Source organism: Pseudoscardovia suis (assembly GCF_002797875.1).
Classification (GTDB): domain Bacteria; phylum Actinomycetota; class Actinomycetes; order Actinomycetales; family Bifidobacteriaceae; genus Pseudoscardovia; species Pseudoscardovia suis.
This window is the reverse complement of the sequence record NZ_PGFC01000002.1, coordinates 387,913-411,384: the sequence shown is the minus strand read 5'-3', so window position 1 is coordinate 411,384 and position 23,472 is coordinate 387,913. Positions and strand designations below refer to the sequence as shown.

Sequence of the window (23,472 nt, the reverse complement as noted above, 5' to 3'; positions counted from 1 at the left end):
CACCTCGCTTGCCATGCCCTGCGCCCGCCTTTCGGTGGCATTCACGTCATAGCCTCTTGAACAGGGCTGTGCGGGCCCCTCCCGCCGGTTCTAATGAGGCGTGCGCGGCGCGGCTTCCGTCGCGCGTGATGCGCTGCCCGTTCTTCCGGAGACTCCCCGTTGATGGCGGATCGCTGTCTTGCTGCCGCCATACTACCACCGCCCACCCCATAACGGCGCCCGCGGTTCCATCCAAGGGCAAACACTGAGGATACGTAGGATAGGAAACAGCACCACATGCACTCATCGCATGTACCCACCGCATACACCTACGAAAGAGGAATCAATGACACAGAAATCAACGACAAGCGGCACCTTCGCCAACCCCAGTGACACCAATCACACCGGCACCAGCCACACCAACGACATGGCCATCACGGCATCGGCCATCGCGGCATTCTCCCAGGATTTTCGCGCCGACCGAGCCAACCGCGTGGCAGCGAACGCCGCCACCAGCGCAGGTGTGCTCGCCGCCGCCACCAGCTATGCCGGGGCACGCGCCCTCCCCCGTGACTTCTCCATCGAACTGTCGCAGGGAAGCATCACGAACCAGCGCCGCTCCGGCCGCTGCTGGATGTTCGCCTCGCTCAACACGCTGCGCTACGAACTCATGCACCGATGGAACCTCGACGACTTCGAGTTCTCGGAAGCCTATCTGTTTTTCTGGGACAAAATCGAGAAGGCGAACGTCTATCTGGCCAATGTGCTGGCCACGCTCGACGAGCCAACCGACAGCCGCACGTTCCAAGCCATCAACGAGGGTCCCGTCGATGATGGCGGCTGGTGGCAGATGTTCACCAACCTCGCCGGCAAATACGGCCTTGTTCCGGCGAGCGCCTACCCGGAGAACGCCAATACGAGGGATTCCGATGCCTTCGTGCAATACCTCAACACGATGCTGCGCGACTTCGCGGCGACGATGCGCGCACGCCATGCCGCCGGCGCAAGCCTGGACGAGCTGCGCGCCTACAAGGATGATTGCATGAAGACCGTGTATCGCGTGACGGCCATCAGCCTGGGCGAGCCTCCCCGCAGCTTCGAGTTCCTGGCGCGCACCAAGGATGACGCCGACGACGATTCGAAGAATCATGATTCGAAGGACAGCGACGACAAGGAACGCGATGGCAAGGAACGCGACGATAAGGATTGCAAGGCCGCAAGCCCCAAGGACGGCACCGACAACTACAACGGCACGAATTCGCGCCGGCAGATTCACGAGGAATCCATCACGCCGCTGGAATTCATGCACAAGTACGTGCCGGTGGAGCTCGACGACTTCGTGACGCTGTGCAATGCACCGATGGAACGCACGCCGTATTGGAAGCGCTATGCGATTGACTGGACCACCAACGTGGCGGGCAGCGACCAGATGACGTTCGTGAACGTGCCGATGGACACGCTGCGCGACGCCGCCGTGCGTCAGCTGCAGGCCGGGCATCCGCTGTGGTTCGCCTGCGACTGCATGCAATATGCGCTGCGTAGCGCCGGCGTGTTCGATCCGGCGACGGTGCGCGTGGATGAGCTGTTCGGCGTCACGATGCATTATGACAAGGCGCAGGCGATCGAGTACCGTGACGCTGAATCGAACCATGCGATGACCCTCACCGGCGTGAACCTGGATGCCCATGGTGTGCCGAATCGCTGGAAGATCGAAAACAGCTGGGGCAAGGATAGCGGCAAGGACGGCTATTTTGTCGCGTCGGCGCAGTGGTTCGACCGCTATGTGACGGAGCTCGTGGTGCGCAAGGAATACCTTGACGACGCCACCCGTGCGGCGCTTGAGACCGAGCCGGTGCACATCGCCCCTTGGCAGCCTCTCACCCGCCCGTGCAAGTGAGCCGCGGCGACCACAGGCATTAACCAAAGCGGGCTGGTGTGCATTCACCAGCCCGCTGTGTTTATCGGGAGTTTATAGGGTGTTTATCGGCGTTTGACCTATGCGCGTTTTGCCTATACGCGCATCGCGCCCAGACCACGCGCATCGCGCCTAGGCGACGGGGCGCACGGCCTCGCGCAGAGCTTCGCCAGCGCTCTTGCCGTCCTCCACCGCTTCGGCAGCGCGCGCAGAGGCCTCACGGGTATCGAGCCCGGCGGCATGCATCTTCTTGGCCGCCGCGATCATGAGCTTGATGCGGTTGAGCTGGTTCGCTTCGGACGAACCCGGGTCGTAATCGATCGAAACAATGTTGGCATTGGGGTGCTGGCGCCGAATCTCGTGGAACATGCCGCGTCCCGTCACATGGTTGGGCAGGCATGCGAACGGCTGCGCGCACACGATGTTGGGCGCGCCGGATTCGATGAGTTCGATGATCTCACCGGTGAGCAGCCATCCCTCGCCCGCCTGCACGCCGAGCGACGTGACCTGCTGGGCGCGTTTGATGAGCTCAGGCAGCGGCATGTCGGGCTCGAAGCGTTCCGATGCGGCGAAAGCGTCGTTCATCGGCTTCTCGTATTTCTCCACGCACCAACGCAGCACGCCTTTGCCGAAGCGGTTGCCACCGGTGCCCAAGGTGTGTTTGTTCCAATCGGTGGTGTAGAAGTTCTGCGTCATGAATTCCATCATGCCGGGCACGACTGCCTCGCATCCTTGGGATTCAATGACATCCACCACGTGGTTGTTGGCATCCGGATGATATTTGACGAGGATCTCGCCGACGACGCCCACGCGCGGCTTGCGCGGAATGTCACGCAAGGGAAGCGTGTCGAAGCTGCGCACAATGTCATGCACGAGGCGGTCGTAGTGGTAGGTGCCATGGCCGAACCATTCCTTGCCATGCTCGGTGTGACCATGGTGCTCGATGGTTTCGCGGATCACGATGTTCCACTTGCGATGCAGCTCGTTTGCCGAACCGCGGGTCTGTTCGTAGGGGCGCACGCGGTTGACGCATTTGAGCAGCACGTCGCCCAGGATCAGGGCCTTGGCGGCGCGGTGCACGAGCGGCAGCGTGATTTGGAATCCGGGGTTGGATTCGATGCCCTGCGTCGACAGTGCGATGACCGGCACCTGCGGGTAGCCGGCATCCACGAGCGCCTTGCGGATGAGTCCAAAGTAGTTCGTGGCGCGGCACATGCCACCGGTCTGGGTAATGACAAGCGCCGTGTGGTCAGGGTCATATTTGCCTTGCACGATTGCGTTGACCAGCTGGCCTATGACGATGATTGACGGGTAGCACGCGTCGTTGTTGACGTATTTCAGGCCGCATTCGATGTCGGCGTGCGATGCGTGGCGCAGAATGTCCGTCTTGTAACCGCCGGAGCGGAAGACAGCTTCGAGCAGTTCGAAGTGGAACGGGCTCATCTGCGGACCCACGATCGTGTAATCCTTCTTCATCTGCTTGGTGAAGGCGACCTTGTGTGCGTATTTCGACAGTCGCGACGACATGCGCGAATTCGAGGAATCCGATTCGATGCCCATGTTCGCCTCGATGGCGGCGCGGGACACTGCGTTCGGCGCGGCCTGCGCGGCTTCGCGAGCGGCCTGGTCCGCCTGCGCGCGCGACACGATTCTGTCGCCGATGCGCACCGTGCCGGTGCGACGGAACACCGAGGCGTTCCTTGCGGATGTCTGTGCAGCATCCTGTGAAGCCTGAGCGGATGCCTGCGTCGCACCTTGTGCAGGAGACTGTGCGGATGCCTGCGCAGACCCTGCTGCTGCGGCCTCGCGCCGAGACTCGGCCTCGCGTTCCTCGATGGCGGCCTTGAGCGAGCGCAGACGGATCTTCGCAGCGCCCAGATTGCTCACTTCATCGATCTTGAGCACGGTGTACACGTCGTCCTTCTCGGCGAGCACCTCCTGCACCTGATCGGTGGTGATGGCGTCGAGACCGCATCCGAAGGAATTGAGCTGCACGAGTTCAAGACCCGGGTATTCGGAAACGAAGCGCGCCGCGGCATACAGGCGCGCATGATACGCCCACTGATTGCGCACACGCAGGGGTTCCTCCACGTCTCCCCTGCCGTCGAAATACACCTCTTGGCTGCTGGCATGGCTCTTGCCCGTGGCATCCACGACGCGCCTCACCGGCGACATCGCCCCGCTCACATAGGGGTTGAATTCGTCGTCCACCTTGCGGAAGCCGTCGGCATCCTTGGATCCGGGGCGCACCTCGTCCTTGCCGATGAACGGCGTGAGGTTGAGCTTGCGCCCGGGCTCCAGCCACGAGACGGCGTCCTCCGAAAGCACGACCATGCCCAGCGACGTGATGGCTTCGGGAATGCCGTGGTTGATTTCAGGATCGACATGGTAGGGGCGTCCGGCCAGCACGATGCCGCGCAGGTTGTGCTCCTTCATGTATGCCAGGGCGCGCAAGCCTTCCTGCTGCACGTCATGCTTGAAGATCTTGTCTTCTTTGTAGGCGGCGTCAACGGCCTGCTGCGCTTCCTCGCGGGTCACGTTCGCCCATGCGAATTCCTCGACGATGCGGTCGACTATGAGCTTGTGGTTGGCGAGATTGAAGTACGGGTGCATGTAGCGGATGCCCGGCTGATGCAGCTGCGCCATGTTCGCGCCGATCACGCCCGGGTAGTTGGCAACGATCGGGCAGTTGAAGCGGTTGTCCATGCCCTGCACGTCAAGGTCCTCGAAGTGCACGCACGGATAGAAGATCGTCGTGTAACCCTTGTCGAGCAGATCCTGGATATGGCCGTGGGCGAGTTTCGCCGGATAGCAGATGTTTTCGGAGGCGATGGAATCGATGCCCTCTTCGAACAGCTCGTGGTTCGACCTGCCAGACAGCCCCACGCGGAATCCCAGCGTCGTGAGCAGCGTGAACCAGAACGGATAGTTCTCGTACATGTTGAGCACGCGCGGAATGCCGATCTCACCGCGCGTGGCGGCTTTCTCGGTCAGGCGGCGGTATGCGAACGCGCGACGGTACTTGTAGTCGTACAGGTTGGGCAGCGGCGACTTCTTCTTCGTGCGGTCGCCGCCGCGTTCGCAACGGTTGCCGGTCACGTAACGCGAGCCGTCCTGGAAGGTCGTGATCGTGAGCTTGCAATGGTTCTGGCACAGCTTGCACTGGTCGCGGGACGTCGTCATGCTCAGGTGATCGAGCGCATCGCCGTGCAGCAGCGCGCTCGTGTTGCCGTCTTCGTAATGCATGCGGGCGGTCAGCGCCGCACCGTAGGCGCCCATGAGGCCTGCGATGTTGGGGCGGGTGACCTTGCGGTCCGTGAGCAGTTCGAATGCGCGCAGCACGGCATCGTTGAGGAATGTGCCGCCCTGCACCACGATGGTGCTGCCCAGATCGCCGGCGTCGCGCAGCTTGATGACCTTGTACAACGCGTTGCGCACCACGGAGTAGCACAGACCGGCGGCGATGTCTTCGATGGACGCGCCTTCCTTCTGCGCTTGTTTGACAGAGGAGTTCATGAACACGGTGCAACGCGAACCCAGATCCACCGGGTGCGTGGAGGCGAGCGCCGCCTTGGTGAAGTCCTCGATGGTCAGGTCCATGCTCGTGGCGAAGGTCTGCAGGAACGAGCCGCAGCCGGAGGAGCACGCTTCGTTGACGGAGATGGATTCGATGACGCCGTCGTTGATGGCGAGGTATTTCATGTCCTGTCCGCCGATGTCGATGACGGAGGTGACGCCGGGGCTGACGAGCTCGGCGCCACGGTAATGCGCCATCGTCTCAACCACGCCTTCGTCCACGTGCAGGCCTGCGGTGATGAGCCCCTCGCCGTAACCGGTGGCGCAGGAACGCGCGATGTAGGCGTCGTCGGGCAGCTGGGCTTCGATCTTCTTGACGATCTGTGCGGCGGCGAGCAAAGGGCTGCCTTGGTTCGTGCCATAGCTGGACCACACGATGTCACGATCGTCGTTGACGAGCGTGGCCTTGATGGTTGTCGAACCTGCGTCAATGCCCAGGAACAGCGGTCCATGGGCATCCTCCATCGTGCGCTGAGCGATGAGCTCGCGGTGATGGCGGTCGTTGAATTCACGGCGTTCGGCGTCATCCTTGAACAGCGGGCGCATCGTCTTGTTCGCCGAGGGCTGGGACTTGAGCGTGTCAAGCCGCGCCAGCAGCTGTTCGATGGTGGATGCAATCATGCGGTCGGGGGCGTCGCCGCTCCCCTCTTGCGCGGAGGCGGAGGTGGCGCTGGCATCGCTGGCAGCGGGTTCGCCCGTCCCGTCATGCTCCACGCCGCGTGATTCATCGGGGAGCGCTTCGTCATGCGCGTCAAGCTCGAGCTCGTCGTCGCTTACGATCGCCGCTCCATACGCGACATACAGGTGTGCGTTCTCCGGGGTGATGTACGTGTCCACCTTGTCTTCCAGCGTGCGGTGGAAGGCTTCGCGCAGCTCGCTCATGAAAAACAGCGGGCCGCCGAGAAACACGACGGTGCCTTTGACCGGCCTGCCGCACGCCAATCCGGCGATGGTCTGGGTGGAGACGGCTTGGAAGATGGATGCGGCGAGGTCCGGCTTGGCCGCGCCATCGTTGATGAGCGGCTGGAGGTCGGACTTGGCGAACACACCGCAACGGGAGGCGATCGGATACAGGGTCGTGTGCTGCTTCGCCATGTCGTTGAGACCTTGGGCGTCCGTGCCCAGCAGCGTGGCCATCTGGTCGATGAACGCGCCGGTGCCGCCTGCGCACGAACCGTTCATGCGCTGCTCGGGGGTGGGCTTGAGATACGTGATCTTCGCATCCTCGCCGCCCAGCTCGATGATGACGTCCGCCTGAGGGTACGCGTCGTTAATGGCGTCCGTCTCGGCGATGACCTCCTGCACGAAGGGAACGCCCAAGCCATCCGCCAGGCCAAGGCCGCCGGAACCGGTGATGGTGAGGCGCACCGGCACGTTGGCGAAGCCACGGTCTTCGAGCACTTTCTTGATGTCGGTGAGCAAGCCTTCCGCGGTGGCGCGCACATTCGCATGATGGCGGCGGTAGTCGCTGAACAGCACACGGGCGTCATCCGCGGTGAGGGGCTCGGCAGGAGCCTGGGGCTTGGGAGCGTCCATGTCGAGCACCACGGCCTTGACCGTGGTGGAGCCCACATCGAAGCCGATGCGGATGCGCGGGTGCGCCGTGCCTTCCTTCGTTTCCATCTCATTCGTCGCAAACGAATCCGTCACAGGTTCCTCCTCCTGGAGCATCACAAACCGAATCAAGCGCTGTTCAAGCGATATCCAAACGATGGTGAAGCATTGCCCTATGCGTCTTGATGCGCAGTTCGATATACGCAATGCGTGCAGTCTGTAGTGCAGTCTACCCATCGCCCTGCCCACGCGAGAGCAGATGGCGGCGTGCAGTGCCGCGATTCACCTGACAACGTAATTGTCGCGGATTGCAATGCTTCCACCCTGTTCACTATTCATGCCATGCACGCTGTGCGCCCCCTGCAGCGCACAGGCGGCAAGGGGCGCACAGCAAAAGGCATAGCAGCAGCGCACAGCAAAGGCGTAAAGCAGCGCTGCTTTCAATCAGTGCTTCGTCAGCTGGTAGTACGACAGCAGTCCCATGTAGTTGAACACGACGTCCTGCATCTGCAGGCTTGCCCCAGCGTTGACGTTCGCATACCACAATGGAATCACCGGAAGGTCGGTGAGCAGCAGCTTCTCGGCCTGCTGGTATGTCTTCGTCGCCTCGTCAAGATCGGTCTGCTTGGCGGCCTGGTTCATGTAGTCGTCGAACTTCTCGCTCTTGTAATCGCCGTTGTTCAGTCCCTTGCCGTCAGCGTACGCGGAATCATAGCCTTGCACCAAGTAGCCTTCGGGATGCGGGTAATCGGATTGGATGCCCGAGCGGAACGCCGCGTCGATCGTGCGCTGGTTGACCTGCGTGCTGAAGTCCTTGCTCGTGGCGATGCTGTCGCCCTGTGCATCGATGCCCAGCGCGTTCTTGATGGAATTGGCAACGGCATCCACCCATTGCTTGTTGTCGCCGTCCGCATTGTAGGCGATGCGGAATGTGCCGCTCCATGGCGAGATTGCATTCGCCTTCGCCCACAGTTCCTTGGCTTTGTCAGGGTTGTAGCTGAGCACGCCGTTCGTGTCGATCTTGTCGGAGTACCCGGCGATCGTAGGCGCCAGGAAGTCGGTGGCGGGGGTGGCGCTTCCATACAGCACCTTGGACGTGATGGACGAGCGGTCGATCGCCATGCTGATGGCCTCACGGCGCAGCGCGCCCTCCTGCCCGCTGAAATGCTCCAGGTTCTGCGGGATAGTGATCGACTTGAACGCCGGTCCCTTCTGCGTGAACGCGTTGATGGTTGAATCGGTCTGATACGTGCTCAGCGCGGACGTGGGAATCTGGTCGAGCACGTCAAGGTTGCCTGATTGCAGATCAGCGTAGGCGGTGTTGAGATCGGAATACACGCGGAAGCTGATGCCACCGTTCTGTGCGTTGCGGGGACCGGTATACGAGTCGTTGCGGCGCAATTCAATGCTCTGGTCAGGGGTCCAGGACTGCAGCACATACGGGCCGTTGCCAATCGGCGCCTTGCCGAAGGCATCCATGTCGGAATACGCCACGGACGGCAACGGCAGGAACGCCACGTCGCCGACCTTGTAGGGGAACGAGGAATCCGGTTGCTTGAGAGTCACCTGCAGCGTCGTGTCATCGATGACCTTGAGGCCCGACAGCTGGGCGTTGGGATCTCCCTTGGCGTTCTGCACATCGTCATAGCCCTTGATCGTGGCGAAGATGGCCGCGCCAAGCTGCCCGTTCGCCGCATTGGCGGCATAGGACCATGCGCGTGCGTAGCTTTCGGCGGTCACTGCCTCGCCGTTCGAGAACGCGCGGCCGCTTTTGAGCTTGATCGTGTATTGCGTGGCGTCGTCATTGGGAGTGATGGACTCGGCGTCGTCATATTCGAGACCGCCCGTGTCCGAGAAGGTCACGAGGCCATCGAACACCTGCGTGATGATCTTCCATCCCGCGGTGTCGGCGATGTTGCCAGGAAGCAGCTCGGTCGTGGGCTCAACGGAATTGACGGTGATGATGGCATCGGAGCTGACAGAGGAACTGTTCGACTTCTTGGCCGAGCACGCCGTCAATGGCACAACAGCAAGGATCACCGCGAGGATTGCGGCGAGGAAACGCCCGAACCGGGCTGTTGATGTGCGCAAAATGTGCTGCTTGGGCAGACGTGGCATGTGGTTCCTTCTTCTCAACGATGCTGCGACATGGATCCTGTGTCTCAAGAGTATTCCATGACGCCAACCGCGCTACGCCCAGCGCGAACCTGCCACGGCACGGCGAACCGGCAATTCATCCAATGGAACCCTTCGATGGAATATCATGGAACCATCGAATGGCATCAGAGACGACATCCCGATGACGGGAAGACGCCACAATGCCACCAAGATGATTGTCACAGACAGACTTCCCCGACATCGAACGTGAAGAGCTGTGAACTGGAAGAAAGAGAGAAAACATGCAGTCCAGGCATTTGGGAATCAGGTTGTTCTTGGGATTTCTATGCGCCATCTGCATACTGGGCACCGCCACGTGGTGGACTCCGTATTCATGGGAGACGCTGCCGCTCATGCCCACCATCAGCGCACTGTCGCCATGGTTCATCGTGCTCATTGTCATCACCGCCGCGATTGCGATTTTCTCACGCCGAGGCGTGGCGCTCGTGGTCCTCGCCCTGTGCATGATCGCCCAGGGAATGGCGATCATGCCGTATCTGGGGCATGCCGACACCGAGCTTTCGCCCGGCACCCGTGAAATCATGGCGGACATGGCAACCGCCGATTCCAACGACCCCCAGCTCAAGGACGGCATCAAAGCCAGCAAGCTGGCCAGCACCGATGACCAATGCGCCCGCATCATGACGCTCAACGTCAAGGGCGGCCTGGCCGACCCCAACCAGATAGTCGACACCGTGGCGGATCGACGGGTGGAGGTCCTCGCCTTGCAAGACGCCACTGAGAGCTTCATCACGCAGCTTCAGAACGCCGGACTCGACAAGTACTTGCCCAATCTCATCCAATCCGAGGCGGACTCGACGGGCGACATCAACGTGATTTTCACCATGGCGACGCTGGGAGACCCCTCCGCCTCTTCCATCACGGCGTCAAACGGCCAGCAATACCCCGCCGCCAGTGTCACCTTCAAAGGCAACACGATTCGCTTCATCAATATCAACACGGCAAAGGCAAGCAGCGGGAGCGCGAGCCAGTGGGCGGCTTCGCTCGATGAGATAAGCGGCTGGGCTTCGCACAACGCGGTGTCAAGCACCGCCTATGTGCTCATGGGCGATTTCAACGCCACCACCAGCCAAAAACATCTGCAGCGCACGCTGGATGCGGGATTCCGCGACGCCGCGCGGGTCACACGCACCGGAATGCAGTTCACCTGGCCGTCGGACGGAGCCATCATGCCATCCATGGCTTCCCTTGACCATATCCTCGTCAACCAAGGCGTGCATGTGGGCGACGCAACGACAATGAAGATCGCAGGAACGGACCACAAGGCAGTGCTCGCCACGATCGAGCCGAGCAGCGAGACGACGAAGTGAAATGAGCCGCCGCGGTCAACGATCGCTGCCGGTGCAGCTGAATCGGTGCAACTGCACCGGCAGCGATCGGTTCTCTCGCATATGCGCACGGCAGAATGCGCGCAACGCATGAGGGGTGGGCGTGATCCTTTTGGACCACACCCACCCCTCGCGCGTTTTACCCGCGGCCTGCTTCAGTTGAGCTGCGTGCCTGCATGCTCCACGCCTGACTGCTGGCGTTCACGGGCGGCATCCAACTGCGAGCGCACCTCTTGGAGCAGTGACTGGGCGCGTGCAGCCAGTGCCTCGCCAATCTGCCAATAGCGCAGCGAATCCTCAAGAGACAGGCCGCCGTGCTGCAGCTTGGCGACGATGGCGGTGAGCTGGTCACGCGCCTCCTCGTAGCTCATTGCCGCCACACGGGCGCGTTCCTCGTCGGTCATTCCTTTCATCGTCGCCGAGCCGGACGCCGTCTGCGCCGTGCTGGCGTCAGCCGTGGCACCCGTGGTTTCAGTGGCGTCTGTGTTCTCAGTGGCGTCTGTGGTTTCAGTCGCCGCGGCCTGCGTATTTTCGTCTGTCATGGTGTCTCCTTTGTTGTTTTGCTGTTTTGCTGTGCAGTTGTGGTGTACGCGATCGTGTGTTGTATTTGCTGTGTAAGCGGGGCCGTGTTGCCGCATCGATGTCATGGTGTTGTGCGGATTTCTCCTTTCGCCAAGGGCACGGGCATCTCGCCATGGGCACGGCGTTCCGCCGAAGCATGGGCTGATCCGTGTCTTGCCGCGTCTGTTATTGCCTTACGCTTGCAGCCGTCTTCGTGGCTGTCATGATGCCGCGACTGACAATGACCGTCACTTCCTCGCCATCCGCCACGGACGTGGGATCGGTAATCACATGCCCCTGCGCCGTCTGCGCAATCGCGTAACCGCGATCGAGGGTGGACTGAGGGCTCAGTGCAGTGAGGGTGGCAACGCTGGATTCGATGCTCGAGGTGTCGTAATCCACAAGACGAATCATGGAATTCAACAGGGTCTCGCGCTGGTGCTTGAGCTTTTCTTCCAGCGGATCAAGCATCAAGGCGGGGTTGGTGAGCATCGGGTTCGACAGATAGCCGGCCAGACGCCCCTCCTCTACCTTCACCGTGCGATCCATGAGCGTATCGAGGGCGGCGAGGTTATTGGCGATGATGTTCCATTGCTCGTTGACGTCCGGCACAACGGCCTGCGCAGCGCCAGTCGGCGTGGTAGCGCGGTAATCCGCCGCAAGCTCGATAAGCGTCCAGTCATCCTCATGGCCAATGGCCGAGACAATGGGCGTGCGGCAGGCTGCGGTGGCCCGCACCACGCCTTCGTCCGAGAATCCGATGAGATCTTCGAAGCTGCCGCCGCCACGGGTGACGATGATGACATCCACCTCCGGGTCGGCGTCAAGCTGTTCGATTGCATGTATGACCTCACGTGGGCAATCGGGGCCCTGCACTTTGACGTAGGCGGTCTTGAAACGGATGATGGGCCAGCGCAGGCTCGCGTTCGTTTTCACATCGCCTTCGGCACGGGCACCGGGCGCGCAGATGAGACCAATGCAGCGGGGAAATTCCGGCAGCGGCACCTTATTGGCTTCGTCGAACAGCCCCTCTCCCTTCAAGCGGCGGCGCAGCTGATCGATGCGCTCGGCAAGGTCGCCCTCTCCGCACCGACGGATCTGCGTTGCTTTGAACGACAGCGATGTTTGTTTCTCCCACACCTCTGGCCTGCCAAACAGCACGATCTTGTCGCCCTGCTTGAGACCCAGTTGAAACGCTTGGTTGGCAGGCTCGCCGAATGCGATGACGCGCATCGACACATCCTCGTCATTGTCGCGCAACGTGATGTATACGGAACCGCGACGGCGCATGTCAATCTGCATGATTTGCCCGGTCACCCAACAGCCAGGCCACCTGCTCACGGCACCGGCGTACTGGTGGCTGGTAAGTCCCACCGGCCACGGCTCCTCAGCCGTCGTGTCGCGTGCAAAACGCGGCACCTGCTGCCTGCCCCACATCTGATAATCGATGTCACGCGGCTGCGGCGCACCGGCACCGGCTAAGGTATTTGCCTCCTGCATAACCGTTTCCTCCTTGCTGTTCGCAGCGGTGTTTTTCGCGCTTGTGTTTTCGCGACTGTGCCTTCCTTGGCTGCATCTTCCATGGTCTGCACTGTTGCGTTGTCGCTTGTCGCATCGCCCAGTCAGGCACTTTCCCTTCGACTTATAGTACCCGCTATCCGCCGCATTCCTGCCCGTGGAGCGAGGCATCCGACGATTCTTCCGCTCAAAGATGATTCCCAGAAACTGCCCGAGAAATTCACCATCATTGCACCTGCAATTCACTCATAGTCCTGAGTCAATTCACTTCGCATATCTAACGTCAATCGTGGCGGCGGAACAGAGCCGGCTCTCCAACGGCATCCGTCCCGCGCAAGGAGAAGGCCCATTCCCTCCGGGCTTTCATCGCACCGGCGTGCCACCACTTGCCGGTGCTTCTGGAATAGGTATTAGAGAAGAAAGATCAACGGATCAATGCATACCAATAACACTATCCGGCGCAAGGTCATGGCCGGATTCACCGCTGTTCTCGCCGGTGCCACCCTTCTGGGCGCCGTGCCCATGGCTTCGGCCACCGAAACCGCCGACGTGCAGACGCTGAGCCAGCACGGCGGCGCACAGCGCATCGCCAGCACACCGGCCACCGGCAAGGCCAAGAACGTCATCCTCTTCATCGGCGACGGCATGGGTGACTCCGAGATCACCGTCGCCCGCGACTACCTCTATGGCCCCGGCGGCACGCTCAACGGCATCGACAAGATCGGCCAGGCGGGCGCCACCTCTGCCACCGAGACCGGCGTCGGCCAATACACCACCTACGCGACCGGCGATGGATCGAGCCGCACCAACCAGGTGACGGCGGTCACCGATTCCGCCGCATCCGGCTCAGGCTGGGCAACGGGCACCAAGACCTACAACAACGCTGTGTCCGTCGACAACAGCTTCACCCCGCAGATGAACCTCCTCGAGCTCGCCAAGGCAAAGGGCCTGGCGACCGGCAACGTGACCACCGCCGAAGTCCAGGACGCCACGCCGGCAGTCATGGAATCCCACTCGACGCAGCGCTCCTGCTACGGCCCGCAGGGCAAGACCGACGGCACCTCCGATGATTCCGAGCAGCGTTGCGACGCCGAACAGCTGCTGCAGAACGGCGGCATCGGCTCCATCTCGGAACAGCTGCTCGACACTCGCGCCGATGTGACGCTCGGCGGCGGCAACAAGTACTTCAACCAGACCGCACAGGCCGGCCAGTGGGCCGGAAAGACCCTCAAGGAACAGGCCACCGAACGCGGCTACCAGTACTTCGAGGATTCTTCCCAGCTCGCCTCGCTGACCGAAGCGAACCAGGACTCCCCGGTGCTCGGCCTGTTCTCCTCCGGCAACATGCCGACGCAGTACAACGAATCGAAGGCACTCGACCATGACACGGCTGAGCAGATGGCACTTGCCGGCCAGCAGGACGGCAACCAGAGCCTCGTGAGCTGCTCCACCAACTCCGAGTGGCTCGGCAACAAGGGCGCATCCCTGGCTGACATGACGTCCAAGGCCATCGACCTGCTCTCCAACAACCAGAACGGCAAGGACAACGGCTACTTCCTGCAGGTCGAGGGCGCCTCGATCGACAAGCAGGACCACAACGCCAACGCCTGCGGCCAGATCGGCGAAACCGACGACCTCGACAAGGCCATCGCCGCCGCCCTCGCCAAGGTGGATCTGTCCAACACGCTCATCATCGTGACCGCTGACCACGCCCACACGAGCCAGATCGTGTCGTGGCCGACCTACTACGGTCTGACCACCCCACTGCGCGCCAAGGACGGCTCCGCCCTCTACGTCGCCTACGCCACGTCTTCCTCCCCGATGGATCAGGGTGGCTCCATGAGCCACACCGGCACCCAGCTGCGCATCGCAGCCTCCGGCCCCGGCGCCTCCCGTGTGAATGGCCTGACCGACCAGACAGATAACTTCTTCACGATTGCCAAGACGCTGGGACTGGCGAGCAGCACTGAAGAAATCGCCGCACAGTCCGACGGCGCCGACGCCACGGTGTCCAAGGCTGCCGATGGCTCCTACACCGCGAATGTGACTGGTTTCAACGGCGACGCGTCGCTCTCCTACTCGCTCGCCGACAAGGCAACCGGCAAGACGATCGCTTCGCAGGACGGCTGCACGGTTGACAACGGCCACCAAGGCGTGTGCGGCGTGCGCGTTCGCACCACCCAGACCACCCCGATCGCCTTCCCCGCTGACGCAATTGTCGAGGGCGGCACCTACGAGCTGACCGTGACCGGTAAGCAGTCCGGCAAGAAGATCGTCAAGGAATTCCAGGGTGTCGCGAACAACGCCTCCGCAACGACCGACAACAACGGCGACGTCGCAGTCCCGACGACCGACGGCGAGGCCATCGCTCAGGCCGAGGCACAGGCAGCAAAGCAGAAGGAAGCCGCAACCCTGGCCAAGACCGGTGTTGCAATCGCCCTCATCGCTATCCTCGCCGTGGTCTGCGCGGCGGCCGGCATCAAGCTGCGCTCCAACGGCATCGCCTTCCGTGACGATGACGCCGAGTGATGACACTCCTGTAAGCCTGTAAGCCCTGCGCTCCCCTGAAGGCGCGCCGACTCCTAGGATCGGATTCCTGATTCCCCGGAGTCGGCGCGCTTTCTTTTGATTCGGCATGGTTCCTTTGAGTCAGTTCGGTTTCTTTGAGTCAGCACGATTCCCCTGGAGTTGGCGCACTTCCTTTTGATTCGGCTTGGTCCCTTTGAGTCAGTTCGGTTTCTCAAATTCACCCCGATTTCTCAAAACCAACGCCTCGTCCCTTCCATATTCCGGCGGGAGGGATTTCATTATTCTCCGCCCACCATCCGCAACAATTTCTCCTCCCTCCACTCCCGTTTCTCCTCTGGCCCAGCCTCCGCCATCGGCGACAAAACAATAGGTCGCCGAAGACGGAAGTGACAGATTCCTAAAAAGGATCCCAAGCCTCCGTCTTCGGCGACCCATGAACCACTTCGCCGAAAACGGAGGTTACAGACCCCCAAACAGGAGCCCAAACCTCCGCCATCGGCGACCCACCAACCCACTCGCCGAAAACGGAGGTTACAGACCCCCAAACAGGAGCCCAAACCTCCGCCATCGGCGACCCACCAACCCACTCGCCGAAAACGGAAGATAACAAGCCGCCTCAACCCCACCTAACCTCCGCCATCGGCGACACCCAAAACCGTCGCCGAAGACGGAAGTTAACAAACCGTCTCAACCCCACCAAACCTCCGCCATCGGCGAGACCTAAAACCGTCGCCGAAGACGGAAGATAACAGACCCCTCAACAGGTCCCGAACATCCGTGTTCGGCGAACAATCCGAGAGTCGCCGAATACAGCAGTCACAGACCCCCAAACAGAGGTCCAAACCTCCGCCATCGGCGACACCCAAAACCGTCGCCGAAGACGGAAGATGACACACCTCTCAACAGGTCCCAAACTTCCACATTCGGCGAACAACCCGACAGTCGCCGAACACGGCAGTCACAGAACCCCAAACAGAGGTCCAAACCTCCACCTTCGGCGACACACCGATTCACTCGCCGAAGACGGAAGATAACAAGCCGCCTCAACCCCACCAAACCTCCGCCATCGGCGACACCCCAAAACCGTCGCCGAACACGGCAGTCACAGAACCCCAAACAGAGGTCCAAACCTCCGTCTTCGGCGACCCACTGATTCACTCGCCGAAAACGGAGGATACCCAACCCACCCATCCCCACGACTGCCCCATCGTGAACGCACGGTGAAGACACAGGGAGAATCTGCCTCCATCAGCGCGCCTTGCACGGTATTTCCTGTACGATAATGGATGAAGAGGTGGTTTCAATGGCGATACTCACTCCCGACAAGACTCTCGAACCAAGTAAAGCCTACGTGCGCACACCAGCCGTCGCCGGCACGTTCTATCCCGCCGACACGTTCATCCTTCGCGAACGCGTCGACCGCGAACTGCGATATGCCGAATCCGCGGTGGTCGAACTGGCCACGGAGCGACGCATCAAGGCGAACCTGCCCAAGGCAATCATCACGCCTCACGCGGGTTACACGTTTTCCGGTGGCACGGCGGCGCTGGCGTACGCCCTGTTGGAGGATGGGCGCGGCGAGATCAACCGCGTCGTCATCATGGGTCCTACTCACACCGTTGCAGTACGCGGGGTGGCATGCTGCAACGCCTCCGCTTTCGGCTCGCCGCTGGGGGACTTCCCCGTCGACCGCGAAGCCGAGCAGTACTTGCTCGACCATGTGCCGTGCATGACGGTGAACGATCAGACGCACCAAGCGGAGCATTCCTTGGAGGTCCAGCTCCCCTTCTTGCAACAGACCTTGGGAACCGTGCCGATTGTGCCGCTCAACGTGGGGGATGCGAGTCCGCAGGAGGTGGGCGATGTGATGCGTGCCTTCTGGGATGACCCAGGCACGATGTTCATCATCACAACCGACCTGTCGCACTATTACCCGCATGACACCGCCCGCAGAATCGACGATCAGACAATCGGCCGCATCTGCGAACGCCTCCTTCCGATTCGCACCCAGATGGCTTGCGGCGCCAACGCCGTCAATGGGTTGCTTGATGTCTGCATCGAGCGCGACATCAAGCCGGTTCTGCTGGGATGCAGCACATCCGGTGACAGCGATCAAGTGTCGGTCGCGGGGCAGGGACGCATCCCCATTGCGGACACGAATGAAGCTGTCGTGGGCTACGCTTCGTTTGCCATATGGGATGATTCAGCAACCCATTCCGATTCATCGAATCCTTCCCAGGCTTCCGGCGCTGCCCAGACTGTCAGGACTGCCGGTGCTGCCGAGACTTCCCACACTTCGCAAACCACCGCCGCTGCTTCGCACGCTACAGCCGCAAGCCAGGCACAGGACGCGCCGCACGTCCCCAGTCCCAGCGACATCGCAACAGACCTGCATGAAGTCGGCGAACGCATCGCGCATCTGCACACCGAAGCGCACAAAATCGCCGTGGTGCACCAAGTGCGCCAAGAGCGCCGCAAGGAAAGCTTGGAGCGCGGACTGTCGAACCTCGTCAAGCACACGGAAAGCTACAAGAAGTTCAGCGCAGACCCCGACAATTACTCATCGGATCCTGCGACGAACACGACGAACATGATTCCCTACAATGCTGGCGAGGCGCTGCTGGCAATCGCCCGCAATTCAATCGCACATGAACTGGGACGTCCGGAGCAGCAGATCGTCACGACGGAATACACCAAATGGCTCAATCGCAAGGCCGCCACATTCGTAACACTGACCGAAAACGAGCGACTGCGCGGATGCGTCGGCTCGCTCGTGGCCACGCGCCCCTTGCGCGACGACGTGGTGGCGCACGCATTGAACGCAGCGTTCGAAGATCCACGTTTCGCACCCGTTGCCGTGGAAGAACTGCCCTTGCTGCGGATTGAGGTATCGGTGCTGAGCAAGCCCGAGCGCATCGACGCACAATCACGCGAAGAGCTCGCCGAACGCCTGCACCCGTATTCTGACGGCGTGATACTGCGGCGAGGCAAATCCGTCGTCACCTATCTGCCGCGCGTATGGGAACAGCTGAACGACCCACGGGATTTCATCTCGCGGTTGCTGCTGAAGATGGGGCTTCCCGCCGATTACTGGGACGATGACATCGTGGCGGAGCGTTACAGCGTCGTCTCCTTCGACGAGCCCGAAAAATAAAACACGGCCTGCGATGTATCGTGCACATATGCACTGTGTGCACGATGCATCGCAGGCCGCAAACGTCAGCCTGACACCGACCTAACCGACCTAGCTGACCTAACCGGCTGCATGCTGTCAGCGCTGCATGCTGTCAGCGATTCAGCCGCATGCAGCCATCAGTCACAGCTCGAAGCCGAGCACTTCCGCGGCGTGCGTGGGCACGGGGTCGTCGCACCAGTAGTAGCTCAGATTGTCATCGTTAGCGAGGGAGCGAATCTCCGCCTTGTCGATGTACACTTCGCCGCTGAGATGATCCGTCTCATGTTGGAAGATGCGCGCCGGCCAGCCGTGCAAACGCTCCGTATGCCATTGCGCCTGCTCGTCCTGCCAGGTGGCGTCGATCTCCAGCCACCTCTTGCGCACTGCCTGATAGCCTTCAAACGAGAGGCATCCTTCGTAATAGCTGGCGGTTGCATCCCCGACCGGCTCGTACTTGGGGTTGATGATGGCGTGGAACGGGAAGTTCTGGATGTCGCGCGGATCGTCCTCGTCGTCCTTGCGCTTATGGTCCTCGACGACGGCGATGGCGAGGCTCAGACCCACCTGCGGCCCTGCAAGCCCCACACCAGGGGCTTCAAGCATCGTCGTACGCATTGCCTTGATGAGGTTTTTCAGGGTGCGCCCGTCCAGCTGGCCCACGTATTCGTCGGTCACGCGACGCAGCACGGGCTCGCCCATCTGGGTGATGGGCAGCACGCCGTCCTTGCCTGCCTGCGCGATCATTTCGCGCACGGCCTTGTCGAGATGCTTGTCTTTGTTCGCTTTGTCGAAAGCCATGAATGCTCCTGATTGATGTGTGTCACGCCGATGGCGTCGTGCCAATATCGTGCTGCCGTCGAATGCCGCGTGAATGGGTGTCGTTGGCGTGACTGCCGTGGCATCATGCCAACGACACCCGCGACGCTATGCCTTGAGTTCGTCCGCCACGACCTGCGCCAGGCGCTTGCAAACTTCATCCGCCTGCTTCTGGGTGGCGGCCTCCACCATGACGCGCACAAGAGGCTCGGTGCCGGAGGGGCGCAGCAGCACGCGGCCGGTGTCTCCCAGCAGCTTCTCCTCACGAGCGACCGCTGCCTGCACGGCTGCGTTCGTCTTGGCGGCCTTCTTGTCGACGTTGGGCACGTTGATGAGGGTCTGCGGCAGCTGCGGGAAGTCCGCCGCGAGTTCCTTAAGGCTCTTGCCGGACTTCATGACCTCGTAGCTCAGGCGCAATGCGGTGAGGGTGCCATCGCCGGTCGTGGCAAATTCGCGGTTGATGACGTGGCCGGACTGTTCGCCGCCAATCGTGTAACCGCCGCGCAGCATCTCCTCGAGCACATAGCGGTCGCCCACGTTCGTCTGCACGGTCTTGATGCCCATGTCCTTCAACGCGAGCTTGAGGCCTAGGTTGCTCATAACGGTCACGACGAGCGTGTCGTGCGCGAGCTTGCCTTCGCGCTTGTAGGCGCGGGCGAGGATGCCCATGATCTGGTCGCCGTTGACAAGCGTGCCGTCTTCGTCCACTGCAAGGCAGCGGTCAGCGTCGCCATCGAAGGCCACGCCCATCTGGGCGTCGGACGCCTTGACCATCGCCTGCAGCTGTTCGGGGTGGGTGGAGCCGGCATGGTCGTTGATGTTGTAGCCGTCCGGGGATGCGTTGATGACAACGACATCCGCACCGGCGCGGCGCAAGGCTTCGGGAGCGACGACAGACGTGGCGCCGTTCGCGCAGTCCGCCACGATGCGCAATCCCTTGAGGGGCTGCGGGGCGGGCGAGGTGGAATCCTCGGGCTGCGGGGCGACGGCGGAGACCAGATGGTCGATGTACAGGTTCGTGGCGGTCACCGTGTCATGGGAGATGCGGCCGACGCCAGCGCCGGTGGGGCGTTCCCAATCCTGCCCCAGGATCGCCTCGATCTCGTCTTCCTTGGCATCGGGCAGTTTGAAACCGCCGCGCGCGAAGAACTTGATGCCGTTGTCAGGCATCGGGTTGTGAGAAGCGGAGATGACGGCGCCCATCTCAACGTTGAGCACCGAGGTGAGGAATGCGATGCCCGGCGTGGGGATGATGCCCACGTCAATCACGTCAAACCCGCCGGCCGCCATGCCGGCGCCGAGGGCGGCGGCGAGGAAGTCGCCGGAAACTCGCGTGTCACGGCCGATGAGAGCCCTGTGGCGTCCTTCGACCTGGTCGTCGCCCAGCACACGCACGGCGGCGTCTCCCAGGTTCAACGCAAGTTGAGCGTCCAAATCACGATTTGCCAATCCGCGCACACCATCGGTGCCGAACATTTGAGGCATTGCAGCTCCTTGAAAAGCACCCTGCCAGGTGCATCGTCACAATGCGCGCCACGACCAAGGCGGCGCGCATTCACTATCCGCAATCAAATATAGCGAATTATCGCGTCATCCTGCCATATCGCGCTGTGACGGCGCGATATGGCAGGGCGGATTCGCATCAGCCTTCGAGCTTCGAATTCCACTGGCTGACGCGCAGCATGCGTCGGGAACCGTCCACGTTCTCGCTGATCATGCGGCGCAAGGCGCGATCGGCGTCTTCATGAGCGGCAAGCCAGGCGTCGCCTGCGTCGACGAGCGTGGCAGGGTCTGCGTACGAGGGATACAGCCCCGATCCGCGCGACGTGCCTTGCAGCAGCGCCTCGGACATGTGGAACGTCTTGTGCTGCCACACCCAGTCGATTGCCTCGAAATACCGAGCGACGTACGGTTGCTGCAACTCGGCGCTGGGCGTGAGCGAGAAGCCGCCCGCCAGATCCTCGATTTGGGAATTCGTCAGCGTCGCGTCATGCAGCGCTTCGTCCCATGCCCACGCCTTCGCTTCCGCCGTGGGGATGGCGCCCTTCGCCATGTAGGCGAACTGACGGTTCTCGGTCGTTTCGTTCGCTGCGAGCTGCTTGTCGATTCCTGCCGCGTCGATGTCACCGGCGGCGGCGAGCGCAATGATGATGGACCAGCGCATGTTGTTGTCGATGGCGAGGCCGGGCAGCGTGGTCGAGCCGTCCAGCAGGCCGCGGGCCGTGGCCGCGAAGTCATCGCCGATGCCATAGCCAAGCCATGCGTTGACGAGCTGGAACTGCTCGTCGGAGCCGGCATTGGCGCTGTGGGCGAGCTGCCACAGTGCGGCGGCGACGCGCTCCACGGTGGCGCGGCGCGTGGAGGGAGCCGTGTAATGCCATGCGGCGAGGTTCACTTGTGCGAGCGCGTAGCGGAAGGTGGTGGATTCGGTTTCGGTGGCGAGCGCGGCGAGCGACGTATCGATGAAACGTGTCGCGGGCAGTTCGGCGTCGCGCGTCATGTCCCACAGCGCAAGCCACACGATGGAACGCGCCAGAGCATCGGTGAATTTGCTCAGGTTGGCGAGCGCGAAGTCGAGCGAGGCAGCGTCGAAGCGCAGCTTGGCATAGGTGAGGTCATCGTCATTGACGAGGATGAAGTCGGGCCTGTGCTTGCCGATGGCGTCCGTCACCTGTGTGCTGGCGCCGTCGACGTCGAGTTCGAAACGCTCCGTCCGCTCAACGGTGCCATTGGCGGTGAGGTTGTAGAAACCGACGGCGAGGCGGTGCGCACGCAGCACCGGATGCTCGCTGGGCGCGGTCTGCTCGATGCGCAGATCGGAGATGATGCCGTTCGCGTCGGTCTCCACCTGCGTGGCGAGGGTGTTGATGCCCGCCTGTTCAAGCCACTGCGCGCTCCATGTCTTCAAGTCGCGGCCGCTCGCGGCTTCGAGCTCGGCGAGCAGGTCGGCGAGCGTGGCGTTGGAATACTGGTGTTTGGTCAGGTAGCTGTGGATTCCGCGGAAGAATGCCTTGCGCCCCACGTATGCCACGAGCTGACGCAGCACGGACGCGCCCTTGGCGTAGGTGATGCCGTCGAAGTTGACGTAGGTGTCGTTGAGATCCTTGATCGGAGCCACGATCGGATGCGTCGTGGGCTTTTGGTCCTGCGCCTCTCCCCAGCTTTTCTCACCGGAGCTGAATGTCGCCCATGCGTCCTTCCATTCGGTTGCCTCCGCCGTGCACAGCGTCGACATGAATTCGGCGAAGGACTCGTTGAGCCACAGGTCGTTCCACCACTTCATCGTCACCAGGTCGCCGAACCACATGTGCGCCAGTTCGTGAAGCACTGTGACGACGCGGCGTTCGGCGAGCGCATCCGTCACCTTGGATTCGAACACATAGGAGTCACGGATCGTGACGGTGCCGATGTTTTCCATTGCGCCGGCGTTGTATTCCGGCACGAACAGTTGGTCATACTTGGCATAAGGGTATGGGATGCCCCACTGCTCAGCGTAGAAGGCGAAGCCACGCTTCGTGATATCGAACAGGTAATCCACGTCCTTGGCCATCGCGTCCTTGAGCGCCTGACGGCAATAGATGCCCATCGGCACCGTGCGGCCGTCCTCGTTCTTGTATTCGGTGTGCCAGCTGGCGTAGGGGCCGGCGCAGAACGCGGTGAGGTAGCTGCTCATGGTGGGTGTGGGTTGGAAGACCCAGCGCTTGGCGGACTCCTCGCCCGTGACGTCAGCATCATCGACGTGGGCGGCCGGCATGTTCGTCACGACGGTCCATGCCGCCGGGGCGGTCACGGTGAAGTGGAACACCGCCTTGATGTCAGGCTGGTCGAACACGGCGTATACACGGCGGGCGTCCGGCACTTCGAACTGGGAATACAAGTACACGTTGCCATCCGCAGGATCCACGCTGCGGTGCAGGCCTTCGCCGGTGTGCGAATACTGGCAGGTGGCGGCAACAGTGACGGTGTTGTGCTCGGCCAGGTCGGTGAGCTCGATGCGTGAATCCTTGTAGACTGCGGCCGGGGCGAGCGTGCGTCCGTTGAATTCCACGGACTGTACACGGTCAGCGGAGTCGACGATGAGGTCCAGGAAGGTGGAGGCGCCCGGTTCGGCGTCGAAGGCGATGGTGGTGATGGAGCCGAAGTTCTCGGTTCGTTCCGACCCGTCGGCCTTGTCGCCGCCCGTCAGGTCGAGCGTGACGTTGTATTGGGGAACGCCGTGGATGACGCCGCGGCGTTCGATGGCTTCCTGTTGTGTGAGATTCGCTCCTGGCATGCTGGGACTCCTTGACCTGTGCTTCTTCTTGTTCCTTGGTGTTTTCTTCACGCGGCGCTTCCTGGCGCCA

General features: G+C 61.8%; 10 protein-coding genes and 2 pseudogenes. 4 read left to right on the top strand and 8 right to left on the bottom strand.

Going from position 1 to position 23,472, the window contains the following annotated elements:
* Positions 1 to 406: 406 nt before the first annotated feature.
* Positions 407 to 1,876 (top strand): C1 family peptidase, encoded by a 1,470-nt coding sequence (locus tag CLV65_RS04280; protein ID WP_094690645.1) that lies wholly within the window; start codon positions 407 to 409, stop codon positions 1,874 to 1,876.
* 150 nt (positions 1,877 to 2,026) lie between these two features.
* Here the strand turns inward: CLV65_RS04280 and CLV65_RS09195 are convergent.
* From CLV65_RS09195 to CLV65_RS04270, 3 genes and pseudogenes are all read right to left on the bottom strand, one after another.
* Positions 2,027 to 3,979: pseudogene (locus tag CLV65_RS09195) on the bottom strand (activase); the annotation flags it as partial.
* Between the two features lie 117 nt (positions 3,980 to 4,096).
* Positions 4,097 to 7,093: pseudogene (locus CLV65_RS09190) on the bottom strand (acyl-CoA dehydratase activase-related protein); the annotation flags it as partial.
* Between the two features lie 375 nt (positions 7,094 to 7,468).
* Positions 7,469 to 9,142, bottom strand: a complete 1,674-nt coding sequence (locus CLV65_RS04270) for a peptide ABC transporter substrate-binding protein (protein ID WP_094690539.1) — start codon at positions 9,140 to 9,142, stop codon at positions 7,469 to 7,471.
* Positions 9,143 to 9,423: 281 nt separating this feature from the next.
* On the opposite strand from CLV65_RS04270, the gene CLV65_RS04265 reads away from it, so the two are divergent.
* Entirely contained in the window at positions 9,424 to 10,512 is a 1,089-nt protein-coding gene (locus CLV65_RS04265; RefSeq protein ID WP_094690540.1) for an endonuclease/exonuclease/phosphatase family protein, read from the top strand.
* A 173-nt stretch (positions 10,513 to 10,685) separates the two neighbouring features.
* Here CLV65_RS04265 and CLV65_RS04260 read toward each other — a convergent pair whose 3' ends face one another.
* Both CLV65_RS04260 and xseA read right to left on the bottom strand, forming a co-directional pair.
* Complete coding sequence (locus tag CLV65_RS04260) at positions 10,686 to 10,943, bottom strand: exodeoxyribonuclease VII small subunit (protein WP_094690647.1); 258 nt, start codon at positions 10,941 to 10,943, stop codon at positions 10,686 to 10,688.
* Positions 10,944 to 11,277: 334 nt separating this feature from the next.
* Positions 11,278 to 12,591, bottom strand: a complete 1,314-nt coding sequence (gene xseA / locus CLV65_RS04255) for an exodeoxyribonuclease VII large subunit (RefSeq protein WP_157847216.1) — start codon at positions 12,589 to 12,591, stop codon at positions 11,278 to 11,280.
* 453 nt (positions 12,592 to 13,044) lie between these two features.
* Between xseA and phoA the strand changes: the two genes are divergently transcribed.
* On the top strand, positions 13,045 to 15,138 hold the full coding sequence (gene phoA, locus CLV65_RS04250) for an alkaline phosphatase (protein WP_420848378.1): 2,094 nt from the start codon (positions 13,045 to 13,047) through the stop codon (positions 15,136 to 15,138).
* A gap of 1,303 nt (positions 15,139 to 16,441) precedes the next feature.
* Positions 16,442 to 18,292, top strand: a complete 1,851-nt coding sequence (gene amrB, locus CLV65_RS04245; RefSeq protein ID WP_158216087.1) for an AmmeMemoRadiSam system protein B — start codon at positions 16,442 to 16,444, stop codon at positions 18,290 to 18,292.
* 162 nt (positions 18,293 to 18,454) lie between these two features.
* On the opposite strand, the gene CLV65_RS04240 is transcribed toward amrB, so the two are convergent.
* From CLV65_RS04240 to pepN, 3 genes are all read right to left on the bottom strand, one after another.
* Positions 18,455 to 19,111: a peptide deformylase gene (locus tag CLV65_RS04240; protein ID WP_094690544.1), complete on the bottom strand. Its 657-nt coding sequence runs from the start codon at positions 19,109 to 19,111 to the stop codon at positions 18,455 to 18,457.
* A gap of 126 nt (positions 19,112 to 19,237) precedes the next feature.
* Positions 19,238 to 20,614: a phosphoglucosamine mutase gene (gene glmM, locus CLV65_RS04235; RefSeq protein WP_094690545.1), complete on the bottom strand. Its 1,377-nt coding sequence runs from the start codon at positions 20,612 to 20,614 to the stop codon at positions 19,238 to 19,240.
* 157 nt (positions 20,615 to 20,771) lie between these two features.
* On the bottom strand, positions 20,772 to 23,402 hold the full coding sequence (gene pepN, locus CLV65_RS04230; protein WP_094690546.1) for an aminopeptidase N: 2,631 nt from the start codon (positions 23,400 to 23,402) through the stop codon (positions 20,772 to 20,774).
* Positions 23,403 to 23,472 lie beyond the last annotated feature (70 nt).

Excerpts from the sequence above, each read along its gene's own strand:
- CLV65_RS04280 (WP_094690645.1), top strand. The coding sequence starts at position 407 with ATGGCCATCACGGCATCGGCCATCGCGGCATTCTCCCAGGATTTTCGC.
- CLV65_RS04270 (WP_094690539.1), bottom strand. The coding sequence starts at position 9,142 with ATGCCACGTCTGCCCAAGCAGCACATTTTGCGCACATCAACAGCCCGG.
- CLV65_RS04265 (WP_094690540.1), top strand. The coding sequence starts at position 9,424 with ATGCAGTCCAGGCATTTGGGAATCAGGTTGTTCTTGGGATTTCTATGC.
- CLV65_RS04260 (WP_094690647.1), bottom strand. The coding sequence starts at position 10,943 with ATGAAAGGAATGACCGACGAGGAACGCGCCCGTGTGGCGGCAATGAGC.
- xseA (WP_157847216.1), bottom strand. The coding sequence starts at position 12,591 with ATGCAGGAGGCAAATACCTTAGCCGGTGCCGGTGCGCCGCAGCCGCGT.
- phoA (WP_420848378.1), top strand. The coding sequence starts at position 13,045 with ATGCATACCAATAACACTATCCGGCGCAAGGTCATGGCCGGATTCACC.
- amrB (WP_158216087.1), top strand. The coding sequence starts at position 16,442 with ATGGCGATACTCACTCCCGACAAGACTCTCGAACCAAGTAAAGCCTAC.
- CLV65_RS04240 (WP_094690544.1), bottom strand. The coding sequence starts at position 19,111 with ATGGCTTTCGACAAAGCGAACAAAGACAAGCATCTCGACAAGGCCGTG.
- glmM (WP_094690545.1), bottom strand. The coding sequence starts at position 20,614 with ATGCCTCAAATGTTCGGCACCGATGGTGTGCGCGGATTGGCAAATCGT.
- pepN (WP_094690546.1), bottom strand. The coding sequence starts at position 23,402 with ATGCCAGGAGCGAATCTCACACAACAGGAAGCCATCGAACGCCGCGGC.